This window comes from Burkholderia lata (genome assembly GCF_902499335.1).
In the GTDB taxonomy this organism is placed as follows: domain Bacteria; phylum Pseudomonadota; class Gammaproteobacteria; order Burkholderiales; family Burkholderiaceae; genus Burkholderia; species Burkholderia lata_B.
This window is the reverse complement of record NZ_CABVQK010000006.1, coordinates 42,830-56,520: the sequence shown is the minus strand read 5'-3', so window position 1 is coordinate 56,520 and position 13,691 is coordinate 42,830. Positions and strand designations below refer to the sequence as shown.

Here is a 13,691-nt window from a genome sequence, read left to right as displayed (position 1 = left end):
GCAAGCGCGTTAACAACTTGTTTCGGAATAGCCGGAACCGTGCTCGCCTGATGCGATCTCACTGTTACGCAGTCCTGCTGCGCATCCCACTCAATCAATCACGACTCGAGGGAGATAACGTGAACGCTAAATACCTACCGCTCATCGCATTGACCGTGGCATTTTCTGCTCATGCAGCCGATTCTGCCCTGCAGAACGTGGGACAAAGCCAAAAGCCCGCAGATCAAGTGGCGCAGTGCATCGCCAAGACGTGGGCCGACAAGTCGCAACAACAAGTGACGTCGCAGTATGAACTGGCAAACGGCCTCGCAATGGCCGTGTATGCGCCGGGCCAGCAGCCGCCGAACGGCGCTGCCGCCGTGGTCCGCCCGGCCAACGCCGGCAACGCGAAGACCTGGGTCGGTTTCCGCGGCGGCGATGCATCGTCGGCCGGCGACATCAACGCCTGCCTGTAAAGAGAACAGGCGCTCCGGATGGCCTGGGTGCCATCCGCTTGCGACCAGCCCCGCTTCGGCGGGGCTTTTTCTTTTGCTGCGCGCTTGCGTGTTACAGGTAGCTGCAGACGTAATCGAGCGTCTCGAGCACTTCGATGTCGAAGCGGCTCTTGCCCGGCACCGAGAACGATTCGCCGGCGCCGTAGGTCTGCCATTCGCTGCTGCCGTCGAGCTTCACGCGGCACTTGCCGGCCTGCACTTCCATCAATTCGGGTGCGTCCGTGCCGAAGTTGAGCGCGCACGGCAGGATCACGCCGAGCGTCTTGCGCGTGCCGTCCGGGAAGAGCACGGTATGCGACACGCACTTGCCGTCGAAATAGACGTTCGCACGCTTGACGACCGATACGTTGTCGAATTGGGTTGCACTGGTCATGAAATGCCTCTGATTGCTGGATGCCGGATGGCGATGTTGTTGGAGGCCGGCCGAAGCGGCGGGCCGGCCGCTATGATACCGGCTCGCGCGGCATGCGCCGGAATGGCGTGCCCGCTGCGCAAGCCACGTGCCCGCCGGACGACGACAACGCCACGCACTTGATCGTCAGGATAACGATGCAATGACGGTTCCCAACCACGGGCACCGGTTCACCGCAGCCCCTTACGTCGAGCGGAATCGCGCAGGCAGTCGAGCAGCATCGCCGCGGCCGGCGTCAGCGGGCTGTCGCGACGCGTGATGACCTGCACCGAGACGCCCGGCAAGCGCTCGCGGATCGGCAGCACCGCGAGCTGGTCGCGCGCCCACTCGCCCTGCAGTAGTTGCTCGGGCATCGATGCGATCAGGTCGCAACCGGTCATCAGGCTGTGTGCGAGCCCGAAGCTCGGACATTCGACGACGCGCGCCGGCACCGGCAGCCCGTACGCGACGAATGAATTGAACAGCACCTGCGTCGAGCTTTCCGGCGACGGGTTCATCAGCCAGTCGGCCTCGACGAGATCGGCGAGAGACGTGGCCGAGGCGAGCGGATGCCCCTTGCGGGCGACGATCAGCGACCGGCTCGCATAGAGTTCCGCGTGATCGAATTCAGCCGCCAGCAGTTCGGGCACGACGACGGCCACCGCGAAATCGAGCGAGCCGTCGTGCAGGCGCGGCAGCGCAACGCCCGGAAAGCCTTCGATCAGGTTGACGCGCGCCACCGGGAAGCGGCGCCGGAACGCGCGAAACGCATCGGGCAGGATCGTCACCGCGGCGGCCGGTGTGATCGCCGCCGCGACGGAGCCCGTCATCGCGCCCTGCGCTTGCTCGATGTCGTCACGGGCGCGCTGCATTTCGGCGACGATCAGCCGCGCGCGCACCTGCAACTGCTGGCCGAACGCGGTGAGCTGCACGCCGCGCGCGGTGCGCACGACGAGCGACACGCCGAGCGCGATCTCCAGCTCCTTGACCGCCTTCGTCAGCGCCGCCGGCGACACGTTCAGGCGCCGCGCGGCCGCGCGAATGCTCCCCTCTTCCGCGACGGTGACGAACGCTTTCAGCTGATGGTATTTCATGGCGGCAATGCGTGATCCGTGGAAACCCTGTGCTGCGCGGCACACGCCGGCTCAGGGTATTCCCGAGCGGCAACCGGTGGTGAGCACCAAAGCAATTTATCAGCTTCTGGTACGCAAAAGAAATTTATATGCTTGCTCGTCATATGTGCGTCAAACGCCCCACCTGCCCCACAGGAGACACCATGCTGCAAGCCGTGAACCCCATCATCCCCGGCATCGCCGCGATCGCACCTGAGCTGGTCGAGGTACGCCGCCGCATCCACGCTCACCCCGAGCTCGCGTTCGAGGAAACGCTCACGAGCGATCTCGTCGCCGAGCTGCTCACCGGCTGGGGTTATGAAGTGCATCGAGGCATCGGCAAGACGGGCGTGGTCGGCGTGCTGCGCGAAGGGCAAGGCGCGCGCACGGTCGGGCTGCGCGCCGACATGGACGCACTGCCGCTCGCGGAGGCCACGGGCCTGCCGTACGCGAGCCGCCATGCGAACAAGATGCATGCGTGCGGCCACGACGGCCACACCGCGATGCTGCTGTGCGCGGCGCGCCACCTCGCCGCCACGCGCCAGTTCTCCGGCACGCTGAACCTGATATTCCAGCCGGCCGAGGAAAACTTCGGCGGCGCGAAAGCGATGATGGACGACGGCCTGTTCGACCGCTTCCCGTGCGACGCGATCTTCGCGATCCACAACATGCCGGGCCGCGCGGCCGGCGACATGGCCTTCCGCACCGGCGCCGCGATGGCGTCAGCCGACCGCGTGACGATCACGCTGCGCGGCGTCGGCGGCCACGGCGCGATGCCGCATTTCGCGCGCGATCCGATGTCGGCCGCGGGCAGCATCATGGTCGCGCTGCAGACGATCGTCGCGCGCGAGGTCGATGCGCAGCATGCGGCCGTGATCACCGTCGGCAGCGTGCAGGCCGGCGAGACGTTCAACATCATTCCCGAAACCGTCACGATGAAGCTGTCGGTACGCGCGCTGAACGCCGACGTGCGCGCGCTGCTCGCGCGCCGCATCGAAGCGCTCGCGAAAGGCCAGGCGGAAAGCTTCGGCGTCACGGCGGAAGTCGACTACGACTACGGCTACCCGGTACTCGTCAATCACGCGGAGCCCACCGCATTCGCGGCCGACATCGCGCGCCAGATGCTCGGCGCCGAACGCGTCGAAACCGACTCTGCGCCGCTGATGGGCAGCGAGGATTTCGCGTTCATGCTCGAAGCGCGCCCCGGCTGCTACGCGTTCATCGGCAACGGGATCGGCAGCAAGGGCGGCTGCATGGTGCACAACCCCGGCTACGACTTCAACGACGACATCCTCGCGATCGGCGCGAGCTACTGGGTTCGCATCGCCGAAGCCTGGCTCGCGGCCTGACGGCCCTTCATCCCATCGTTTCGCGCCCACCCGGGGAACCCCACATGGAAACGTCCGCCCTTTCGTTCGCCGGCACGCCGGTCGATGCTCGCGCCGCCGCGAAGAAACGCCGGCTGATCGCGGCCGCCGCCGTCGGCAACGCGCTCGAGTTCTACGACTTCACGGTCTACAGCTTCTTCGCAATCCTGATCGGCAAGCTGTTCTTTCCCGTGCATTCGTCGTTCGGGCAATTGATGCTCGCGGTCGCGAGCTTCGGCGTCGGCTTCGTCACGCGCCCGCTCGGCGGGCTCGTGATCGGCATGTATGCCGACCGTGCCGGCCGCAAGAAGGCGATGATCCTCACGCTGCTGCTGATGGCGCTCGGCACCGCGACGATCGCCGTCGCGCCGACCTTCGCCCAGATCGGCCTCGCCGCACCGCTGCTGCTCGTGCTCGCGCGCCTGCTGCAAGGGTTCGCGTCGGGCGGCGAAGTCGGCGCGTCGACGACGCTGCTGCTCGAGCAGGCGCCGCAGCATCGTCGCGGCTTCTACGCATCGTTCCAGTTCTCGAGCCAGGGGCTCGCCGCGCTCGCCGGTGCGCTGACCGGCGTCGCGCTGACGTCGACGCTGAGTGCCGCGCAGCTCGAAAGCTGGGGCTGGCGCGTGCCGTTCATCATCGGCACGCTGTTCGTGCCGCTCGGCTACTGGCTGCGCCGCACCGTCGAGGAAGTGCCGGCCGCCGCACCCGCCGCCACGCACGACGAGCCGGTCGCCTCGCTGCCGCTCGCCGACGTGCTGCGCCATCACGGCAAGGCCGTGTTCGCGGGCCTCGGCGTGACGATCGGCGGCACGTCGATCCACTACATCATCGTGTTCTACATGGCGATCTACGGCGTGCAGGTGCTGCACCTGCCGACCTGGCTGTCGATGACGGCCGGCTGCGTCGCCGGTGCGATCCTGATGCTCGTGACGCCGATCGGCGGCCACCTGTCCGACGTCTACGGGCGCAACCGGATCGTCTGGTGGACGCGCATCGTGCTGATGGCCGCGATCTACCCGGCGTTCATCGCGCTGAATCGCTGGCCGGGCGCCGCGTCGCTGCTGTCGATCATCGCCGCGCTGTCGATCGTGCACGCGATCAACATCGGCGCGACGGGCGCGATGCTCGGCGAACTGTTCCCGCGTGCGGTGCGCGCGACCGGCGGTGCGCTCGTGTACAGCGTCGGCGTCGCGATCTTCGGCGGCTTCGCGCAGTTCTTCGTCACGTGGCTGATCGCGGCGACCGGCAATCCGAACGCACCCGCGTGGTATGCGATCGGCTGCGGCGCGATGACGCTGCTTGCCGTCCGCTGCATGGATGAAAAGGCCGGGAAGGCACTCGACTGACCGGTGGCCGATGCACGATGCACGATTGACGTGGTGCGCGCGCATCGTGCATGATCACTCCATGCGCCACATCACGACCACCTCCTCGACCACGACGCGCACGACCGCCTTCGGCGGGCTCGTGCGGCGAGTGCGCGCAAGGTCGTAGCGCCATCCCTCACAGGCCCCGCCGGTTCCGGACGGGGTCTTGTCGTTTCTCCGTCCGTATTGGTCACTCAGGAGAAACGCAATGCCCGAAGTCCCTTCCCCGAAACGCGCACTGCTCGTCGTCGACATGCAGGTCGGCCTGTTTCACGGCCCCGAGCGTCCGTACGACGGCGAACGCGTGCTCGCGAACATCAACCGGTTGATCGGTCGCGCGCATGAAGCCGGTGCGCCAGTGTTTGCCGTCCGGCACACCGGGCCCGCCGGTTCGCCGATCGCACCCGGTACGCCGCTGACCGCGCTGGTGCCGGAGCTCGCGATCGATACGGCGCGCGACATCGTGTTCGACAAGGCACAGTCGAGCTGCTTCGCGGGTACGCGGCTCGCCGAATGGTTGCACGAGGCTGGCATCGGCGAGATCGTCATCGCGGGAATGAAGACCCAGTACTGCGTCGACACGGCGTGCCGTGCGGCCGCCGATCACGGCTTTCGCGCGGTGCTCGCGACCGATGCGCACACCTGCATGGACACGCCGGAACTACCGGCCGAGCGGATCGTCGCGCATCACAACGCGACGCTTGGCGGGCCGTTCGCGACGCTGGCCACGACCGATGCCCGGGTGTTCTGACCGGCAGCAGTCGCCAGACTACAAAGGACGAACGCATTTGCTTGTTGCAATCGCTTCAGCAAGAAGCCGCCGCACCGATTGCCGTGATGCACGAGGAAGTGTCGTGGGCTGAAACGACCTTCCTCGGCAGTGCCGCGTCTCCAGACAGATATCCGCTGAGCTGCTTGTCGATGCGATCTGAGAGCTTGAGCAAATCGACGGTGTTTGAAGGTCTCCTCGGCTCATGTCCCTCGACTGGCCTACGATGCAAACCTTCACGCATCAGACTCTGATCAATCACACATCCGAATGCTCGAGCATGAAGTGTTCAGCATGGGCACGAAGAAATCGTGCCCACCGATCAGCGCGATTTCTGTTCCCAAAAGGGGAAGCCACTGGAAGCTGAATTCAATTGGCTCACCACCCGTGAGCGGCTGAGATGCGCCGCAAGCACAGCACTTAGAGCGGGTTTCCGCCTACAGCACGACGAAATCTTTCGCGAACCATTGGGAAAAGGTCCGATGGATGTGCGCGTGAGTCTGAAAGACTCGCCGTCTGCCCTCGTTCGGAAGTAAGCTGTATCCTTCCATCGTCTTCAGCCAGTCACGTTCGCCCCAGTTGCACCAGACGAGGACCTGGCGGGTTTCTTTGAGGTAGCGGCGAAGCAAGTCGGCCCGGACGTAGAGCAGCTTGTGCTTGTCGCCAAAATAGCCCTCGCCTGCTTCTCTGTAGAGTGTTGCAGGACGGCCGCTTGAATCGAAGAAGTCGATTTCGCGGTTACAGCAGGAGAGGCCAAGACGCTGGATCAGGCTTGGCGCTGGGATCTCAAAGCCCGAGAATGTGTTGTACGCGGAGTGGTAGGATTCCCAACCAAACTGGATAGACGGCAGCTCGATCCGGACACCCGGGATATGTCGGGTGGTCGGAACGTCGAACTCAAGGGCAGACGCTTCCTCATCGCCCGTTGCCACGCCGGACATCGATGCAATCTTGATGCTGATGGACCGCTTGCCACCGGCACTGTAGTCCGCCAAGTATTCATCGAACGCCTCCACCGTCTGGCGGCGGTATTCGTCGTTGCGATTGAGAAGATGCCGCGCAAAGCTATACCGGTGTCCCGGCTCTCCTGCGAACAGATAGTGCTCGTTGGCGCCGTCCGGGATCTTGTGGTTCCCTGGGTAGTCAATCGATAGGAATCTCGACCTGAGCGTGTTCACGTCCTTCATGGCCACGAACATCCCGCGCAGAAATGCGAAGAGCTTACGATCGTGCGCGCTGTCAGCCCCTTGGACAAATCCTTTAACGAGCACCCATTCACCTTGATGCCCGTTGATCTCGGGGACAACCAGGAGCGGGTGCCAGTTCGGCGTGTATCCGCCGGCAACCCAGTCCTCGGTAGTCGCAGCAGGCTGTCCAAAGAGATCCGGCAAGGGGGGCGTCCAATCGGGGGGTGCCTTTGGGAAAGTAGGATCTACACCACAGTCGGCAGTCCGACTGCCTTGGCGCCAATCGGGTAGCTTCCGATTTGCGTCGCGCTCACCCCACATCTCGAAGAATGCGATCCAGGAATACTTCTTCCCGTAGCGATCAACCTTATTTTCGTCGTCAGCATTCCAGGAGTCCCGGCCAATCTGGGACTCTATATGCTTGAACCGCTCGTCCCGGTACCCCAGGTCGAACATGCGCCGCTCGATCTTTGCTCGCACCCGAACGTAGTCGGGTTTGGTCTCGTCGTAGTTTGCCCTGTTAGGGATCAGACCACCGATGGTGTAGTTGCCGAAGTCCATCCGGATGGCGTTCCCAATCGCATCCTTGACTGAGTCGTCAGGCGTTCCATCGCTGAAGAATGGCGATGTGGTATTTGGGAATGGTCGGCTGAGGTAGCAGACAGCCGTCTTCGGCAAATTGACGCACCCCGCTCGCTGCGCCACCTCGATGATGCCAAGCGCGTAGTCCCGCATGAGCGCGTGGTGCGTCGCGTGGCGCGCGCGAGGAGCGAACATCTGCCGGTAAACCCTCTGAGCCAAATCTCCGAGTAGCGGTCGAAACGAAGTCGTCCTCTTCGAATCGACCAGCGACAGAGCCGTCCCGTAGGCGGCGGCAAGCATCCGTTCCGGCAGATACGGGTCATTGAAGCTGAAGCATGCCACAACGTGCGAGAACAGCACGTCCGGATGTTGCTCTCCAATCAGTACGAGTGCCTTAGTCGCAAGATCGCGATCGCTGCGAACAACAGTCGTCAGGACCAGGGAAAACAGCACCACAAGCTCGGTTGCCGCATCGCGAGTCATGTTCACGGTGTCAAGTTTCTCTGCCCATGTCAGCAGTCGATGAATGGTCGGTGACGCATATCTACGTCGCAGGTATTCAGACCAGTGCAGGTCGCGGTCGGCCATCGGGTAGCGCGACAGATACTTGTATAGTCGCTTGGCGTGATAGGGATGGTTGGGCTTCGTTGCGACGGCCGTCAATGCATCCACGACGCGCTCCCAGGTCATGGAACCTACGCCCAAGTACTTGTTGATGATCATCCGCGTACCCTCGGTGAACGCGGTCGGACTCCTCCAGAAAAGGCCCTCGATGAACGGCTCGAAATACGCGTCCAGGTCCTGCGCGTCCTCTGGCAACGCGAAAAAGAGCTCGCGGTGCCTTGGAGGGATTGTTTTCCCGACGCGCTCCGGAAACTCTGTGATCAGTGCTTGCGCCCATCCAGGCTCTGCATATTGGCCGAAATTTTGATTGGTCAGCCGGAAGACTTTCGCGAGCGGGGAGGTGGCCGCAAAGCTGCGCTTGATGGCAGCTGGTGATGACACATCTAGGTATGCCTTGAGTAGGTGTCTAGCTATCAAGTGGTCACTAAACCTCTGATAGGGCAATCGGTACACCACTCTGGATTTGTACTGTCCGGATTTCGTTGAGTACCAGATGGCGTCCTCTTCGATAAGCCCGTTCGTGCGCATCGTCTCCAGAAGCCCGCGCCGTTGAGCAGGTCGTAATGCAGGGTAGCTCGCGGCGACAATTCGGTCCGCCTCTGACGGGAGAACATAACCGCGCAGGTTCGCGGCCATGCAGGGCGCAAAACCGGCAATCCGTTTGTCGGCGAACTGATCGCCACCTTTCAGCAAGACCCAGCACCCCTTGAGCGGCAGCCCGAATCCGCGTTCGATTGGTTCCCCAATACGATTAACGAACGACTCCAACACATACGTCATACCGCGCTGTCCAGAGGCGATGCCTGCGAAACCCTTTGCAAGCTTCTTGCCCGACAGGTTCTGAAGCGATTGGCATATGAGCTTAAGCGTGAGGGGGCGCGAGAACTCGCGATCCAACAGCGGAACCTCCGGTAGCGGCAGCTGATAGTACTGAAAGAAGGCCGCCTGTGCATTGAACTCCTGATCGTCGAAACCGTAATGCTGAAGACGATGAAATTTCTCCAGATCCGACTTTTCAATGGCTATGGCCTCGAACGGAGTCCGACATGTCACGACCAACCCAATGTTTGGGTGCTCAGCAACGAGCGAGAGCAAGGCGCCGATCGCCTTTCGCCACTCGCGCCGCCGCCCCTCATTGACGCCATCGATGATGACAACAGTCCGCCCCCTTGCCCCCCTTCCAACACTTTCTAGCTCGGCAAACTTATCCTCAACCGAAGTCAGCTCTCCGAGACGCGCGCAAATATCTGCAAGTACGTTGCCCTCGAAGTTCTTTGCCAACACCAAGACTGTGGGATCTTCACGGATGAGGCGTTCGCTGGTGACATCGCACAGCAGGTGTGTCTTACCCGTACCCCACTCACCGCCGATCAGGAGGATTGGATCGAAGAGCAGCTTAAACGAGGAACTGGCCACATACTCAGCTTCGTCGCGAACGACACGCAGGCAGTTGCCAATCGCATCCATGCTGGCGCGTACCGTGTTATGCGCGGAAGAGTAGCTCCCGTTGTCCGGGGCCAGCTTGGCTTCCTCTGCCCGCCAATGGGCGAGATCCTCCATCAAGCTGGCGTCGATCTGAGACAGTCGGTCTGCCCATTCATCGCCCGCAGTGCTATCGCGAGAACGCAGGCGGCTCATCATCGCCGGCAGCGATGCGCCGGCGGCGTCAACCAGTTGCTCAATCTCTCCGGGTCTTTGGCTGTGATGCTTGGCACGGTCCCAAGCCAGGGAGAACTCGTCAAGGACCGACTGGAAGCGCGCTCGTGCGGTATCGCCACATGCGACGTTGTCGATGGCAACGGACAAGGCGGCAATCCGGAGGTTGGGTGCGCTTGGATCAATGCCGGGCGTATACCTATGCCCAGCCTGACGTATTTGGTCCCTGCAAAGACTGGCCAGTACCGCTGAAAATGATATCGGATCAAAGGGCATAGTTCACTGTATGGCAGCTAAAAGGCATCGCAATCTCAGCGGTATGGAGTTGCTCGCGCTCGTTAGATTGTTGAATGACGGCCGTGGAATTCCCTGGAAAGTCAACAGTGTTTTTCGGCACACGGAGCCTGCTGCACAGCCTATTGAGAAAAGGCACCTACAGCAAGCGAATTGCGAGGTGCCCATAATCGCAAACACTCATTATGCTGCCCTACACCTACGTCGAGCCGCTGGTCGTCTGTCGGCCAAGTCTGCTTGTGATACCAATTATGTTTATCATTTTCTGCTTGTCGAGATACAAAATACTGTTGCCGACGATCTCTTATGATGCATCCATTGAGGACTTGTCTGCGCGAGCGCCAGCTCCAATGCTCCACTTGCTTGGCGGGGATATAGGGCTCGCTAGCAGGAGTAGGAGGCGGGTAGGCAACGGATGGACGCTGGGCTCATGAATCATTAAAGACGCATTAGCGGCCGCTTGCATCCCAATGCCCTCGCTGCGCCGCACGATGACAGGTCAACCTCGGATTACGGACACCCCAATTTCTAGTTTGTTAAAATTTTATAGAATGTGAACCTACCGAGCACGCTTAATCGGTAGCGCGATATCTCATAACTTCTGGATACAATATTGTCGAAAAAATGTCAGACGAATTACGCTCAGTGAACATATAACGTCACTTAATATTAGTGCAACACATTAAATGAGTTGATAAATTCAACCGAGCGTGGCAGCCATCCGGCAAGCCTCACAAACGCAAAAAAGCACGGGCCTTCACGCCCGTGCCTTTTACCTGAGCACGCCACCCCACTCAGAACGTATGCATCATCCCCACATACGCCCCCGTCTGCGACTCGCCCGTCATCGGGCTCGTCCCCGACGTCGCATCACGCGGCGTCGCGAGCAGCGAGAAGTTCGAGTTGCCGCCGTTGCGCACATACGCGACCGTGCCATACAGGAACGTGCGCTTCGACAGGTTGTACGTGGTGCCGAGCACGTACATCATCGCGTGGCCCGACGGGTCGTGCGACGCATCGCCGCCGCCGTCGCCCACCTTCACGTAGTACCCGCCACCCGTCACCGCCCATTGCGGCGTCGCCGAATAGGTCGCGCCGAGCCAGTAGTGATCGGCACGATCGGCCACGCCCGCCGGGCTATCCGGTGCCTGGTAGTGCGTATACGCGCCCTGGATCTTGAACTTCGACACCTTCACGTTCGCACCGACGAAGTACTCGCGCGACGCGGTGAAGATGTTGCTGAACTTGCCGTTGTTGTCGCGCAGTTCGTCGTAGATGCCGCGCACGTCGAGCAACGGCGAGTGGTACGAGATCATGATCCCGTCCGAGCGGCCGAAATCATCGGCCGCGCCGTAGTTGAAGCCGCGCGACTGATTGCCGAACGCGTATTGCGCCTGCACGTCGAAGCCGCCGATCACCGGGCTGTGATACTCGATGTTGTTGCTGGTCTGCTGCCAGTTGCGGCCGCGCACGAGCGACGCCGACGAAAACGCCTGCTGCACGAACGGGTCGAATTCCCACACGCCGTCGCTGTCGATGAACAGGTTGCGGCCGGCCTGCAGCTGGCCCCACGTGTTGCTCTTCAGCCCGACATACGCACGCCGCGACCACATGCGGCCGCCGCCCGTCTGGCCGTTCATCACCTGGAACGCGGTTTCCAGGTTGAAGACCGTCGACAGCCCGCCGCCGAGATCCTCGATGCCCTTCAGCCCGAACATGCTGGTGCCCCAGTCGCCGCTTTCGGCGCTCCAGCGGGTCCCGCTGCCGCCGTTCGGCTTCGCGATGTGGTTCAGGTATTCGATGCCGCCGTCGACGCGGCCGTACAGCGTCACGCTCGTCTGTGCAAAAGCGGCCGCCGGTGTGGCGGCCGCGATCAGCCATGCGAAATGTTTGAGTCGCAAAATGATGCCCCCTCGGAGTCTCGACCTTCCAGCGCGCGCCCCATGCGCGCGCCCCGGGCCTGTTTATCCGCGATCGATCGAAAAACGCCCGGGGCCCGCCGCGCAAAGCGCGAGCAGGCCGCCGGAGATCGCGATGTTCTTGTAGAAATGAATCATGTTGTCGATCTGCTCGCCGCCCGTCATCGTCCAGTAATGGTGGCCGATGATGCCGGTGCCGATCGTATAGAGCGCCAGCAGCAGCGCGAGCGCCCGCGTCTGGAAGCCGACCAGGATCGCGATCCCCACTAACAGCTCCATCACGACGGAGATTGCAGCGGAGATGATCGGCGCGGGCGCGCCTTCCGAACCCATGAACGCGATGGTCCCGGGGAAGTCGACGATCTTCTTCCAGCCGAACATGATGAACAGGATCACGAGCAGGATCCGGGCAAGCAGCAGCAGCACATCGCGCTGGGACGCGAGAAACGGTTGATTCGGTGTCATGGTGTCGATCAACGAAAGCGATGCGCGTAGCGGGAACAGCCCCCGCGCACCGGATTGCGAATGAACCAGGACGGGCGGCCGCCTGCGCCGCCCGCCCCGCTCTGCAACAACCGGCATCGGGCAACAACCCGATGTGCAGTGCTCCTCCTCTTGTCAGTTATCGCCCTGCTTCGTCACGCGCGCATCAACGCAGCTTCGCGACGTCCTGCTCGGTCACCTTCGCGGCCGGATTGCCGAACTGCCCGGTCAGGTAGTTCGTCAGCGCGGCGATCTGCGCATCCGACAGCTCGTGGCGGAACGCCGGCATCCCGACGTCCTCGCTGCCGGCCTTGCGCTGCACGCCGTTCAGGATCACCTGCACGAGGTTGGTCGGATTCGACGCACCAACCGTCGAGTTGTGGAACAGCGGCGGGTAATAGCCGTCCGGCGTGCCCTTGCCCTGCATCTGGTGGCAGGTCGCACAGTTGCCGAGATAGAGCCGCGCCGGATCGATGCCCGACGTTGCCAGCGGCACGCCGCGCAGCTTCTCGCCATCGTCGGACGGCTTGCCCCACGACGCGCGCGACTGCTTCGCGTCGCCATTGGCGACGGCCGGCACCGTGCGGATGTACGTCGAGATCGCGCCGATGTCGGCTTCCGTCATCTTCGAGAAGCTGTGCTCGATCGCCTCGGCCATCGGGCCGGCCGCCTGCGCGAGGCCCGGCACGCTGCCGGTGCGCAGGTACTGAACGAGCTGCTGCTGCGTCCAGCCGCCGATCCCCGCGTTCGCGTCGGACGTGATGTTGTAGCCGTCCCAGCCCGCCAGCACCGAACCCGACAGGAAGCTACCGCCCGTCTCGTCAAGCGACTTCTCCTGCATCGCAATGCCGCGCGGCGTGTGGCACGTGCTGCAGTGAGCGAGACCCTGCACGAGATACGCGCCACGGTTCCACTCGGCGCTCTGCGCCGGCTTCGGCTCGTACGCACCGTCCTTCAGGAACAGCCAGTTCCAGATCTTCAGCGGCCAGCGCATGCTCAGCAGCGCGGGGATCTCGTTCTTCGGCGGCGCCTGCTTGACCGGCTCGACGCCATGCATGAAGTACGCATACAGCGCCTTCACGTCGTCGTCGTTGATCTTCGCGTACGACACGTACGGCATCGCCGGATACAGGTTGTCGCCGTTCTTCGACACCCCATGGCGCACCGCGCGCTCGAAGTCCTCGGCCGACCAGTTGCCGATGCCCGTCTCGGGATCGGGCGTGATGTTGCTCGTGTAGATCTTGCCGAGCATCGGGATCGGCATGCCGAGACCGCCCGCGAACGGCTTGCCGCCCTTCGCGGTGTGGCAGGCCATGCAGTCGCCCGCGACCGCGAGATATTCGCCGCGCTTGACCAGCGCCGGATCGGCCGCGTCGGCCGCGCGTGCGAGACCCGGCAGCGCGAGGCAGCCGGCGAGGAGGAAGGTGAGAGTAGATTTCCGCACGG

The 13,691-nt window shown here is 62.8% G+C and carries 10 protein-coding genes; 4 read left to right on the top strand and 6 right to left on the bottom strand.

What is annotated here, in order from left to right; genetic code table 11:
* The first annotated feature begins 119 nt into the window (after positions 1-119).
* Entirely contained in the window at positions 120-455 is a 336-nt protein-coding gene (locus BCO18175_RS15930; protein WP_059240325.1) for a hypothetical protein, read from the top strand.
* Positions 456-546: 91 nt separating this feature from the next.
* Here BCO18175_RS15930 and BCO18175_RS15925 read toward each other — a convergent pair whose 3' ends face one another.
* Positions 547-867: a pyrimidine/purine nucleoside phosphorylase gene (locus BCO18175_RS15925; protein ID WP_006478890.1), complete on the bottom strand. Its 321-nt coding sequence runs from the start codon at positions 865-867 to the stop codon at positions 547-549.
* A 209-nt stretch (positions 868-1,076) separates the two neighbouring features.
* On the bottom strand, positions 1,077-1,979 hold the full coding sequence (locus BCO18175_RS15920; protein ID WP_174918575.1) for a LysR substrate-binding domain-containing protein: 903 nt from the start codon (positions 1,977-1,979) through the stop codon (positions 1,077-1,079).
* Positions 1,980-2,161: 182 nt separating this feature from the next.
* Between BCO18175_RS15920 and BCO18175_RS15915 the strand changes: the two genes are divergently transcribed.
* From BCO18175_RS15915 to BCO18175_RS15905, 3 genes are all read left to right on the top strand, one after another.
* Positions 2,162-3,346, top strand: coding sequence for a M20 aminoacylase family protein (locus BCO18175_RS15915; RefSeq protein WP_174982335.1), 1,185 nt, complete (start codon positions 2,162-2,164; stop codon positions 3,344-3,346).
* A 44-nt stretch (positions 3,347-3,390) separates the two neighbouring features.
* A complete protein-coding gene (locus tag BCO18175_RS15910; RefSeq protein ID WP_174982333.1) occupies positions 3,391-4,710 on the top strand; it encodes an MFS transporter in 1,320 nt (439 codons plus the stop codon).
* 229 nt (positions 4,711-4,939) lie between these two features.
* The gene (locus tag BCO18175_RS15905; protein WP_174982331.1) at positions 4,940-5,482 is read left to right on the top strand and encodes a cysteine hydrolase family protein; all 543 of its coding nucleotides are present in this window, start codon (positions 4,940-4,942) and stop codon (positions 5,480-5,482) included.
* Between the two features lie 455 nt (positions 5,483-5,937).
* Here the strand turns inward: BCO18175_RS15905 and BCO18175_RS15900 are convergent, their stop codons facing one another.
* From BCO18175_RS15900 to BCO18175_RS15885, 4 genes are all read right to left on the bottom strand, one after another.
* A complete protein-coding gene (locus tag BCO18175_RS15900) occupies positions 5,938-9,699 on the bottom strand; it encodes an ATP-binding protein (RefSeq protein WP_254608097.1) in 3,762 nt (1,253 codons plus the stop codon).
* A gap of 938 nt (positions 9,700-10,637) precedes the next feature.
* Positions 10,638-11,744 (bottom strand): porin, encoded by a 1,107-nt coding sequence (locus BCO18175_RS15895; RefSeq protein WP_011354901.1) that lies wholly within the window; start codon positions 11,742-11,744, stop codon positions 10,638-10,640.
* Between the two features lie 63 nt (positions 11,745-11,807).
* On the bottom strand, positions 11,808-12,227 hold the full coding sequence (locus BCO18175_RS15890; RefSeq protein ID WP_174982327.1) for a DoxX family protein: 420 nt from the start codon (positions 12,225-12,227) through the stop codon (positions 11,808-11,810).
* Between the two features lie 184 nt (positions 12,228-12,411).
* Positions 12,412-13,689 (bottom strand): cytochrome c, encoded by a 1,278-nt coding sequence (locus tag BCO18175_RS15885; RefSeq protein WP_174982325.1) that lies wholly within the window; start codon positions 13,687-13,689, stop codon positions 12,412-12,414.
* Between the last annotated feature and the right edge of the window lie 2 nt (positions 13,690-13,691).

Bases quoted from the DNA above. Each gene is read 5' to 3' on its own strand.
- BCO18175_RS15925 (WP_006478890.1), bottom strand. From the start codon at position 867: ATGACCAGTGCAACCCAATTCGACAACGTATCGGTCGTCAAGCGTGCG.
- BCO18175_RS15920 (WP_174918575.1), bottom strand. From the start codon at position 1,979: ATGAAATACCATCAGCTGAAAGCGTTCGTCACCGTCGCGGAAGAGGGG.
- BCO18175_RS15915 (WP_174982335.1), top strand. From the start codon at position 2,162: ATGCTGCAAGCCGTGAACCCCATCATCCCCGGCATCGCCGCGATCGCA.
- BCO18175_RS15910 (WP_174982333.1), top strand. From the start codon at position 3,391: ATGGAAACGTCCGCCCTTTCGTTCGCCGGCACGCCGGTCGATGCTCGC.
- BCO18175_RS15905 (WP_174982331.1), top strand. From the start codon at position 4,940: ATGCCCGAAGTCCCTTCCCCGAAACGCGCACTGCTCGTCGTCGACATG.
- BCO18175_RS15890 (WP_174982327.1), bottom strand. From the start codon at position 12,227: ATGACACCGAATCAACCGTTTCTCGCGTCCCAGCGCGATGTGCTGCTG.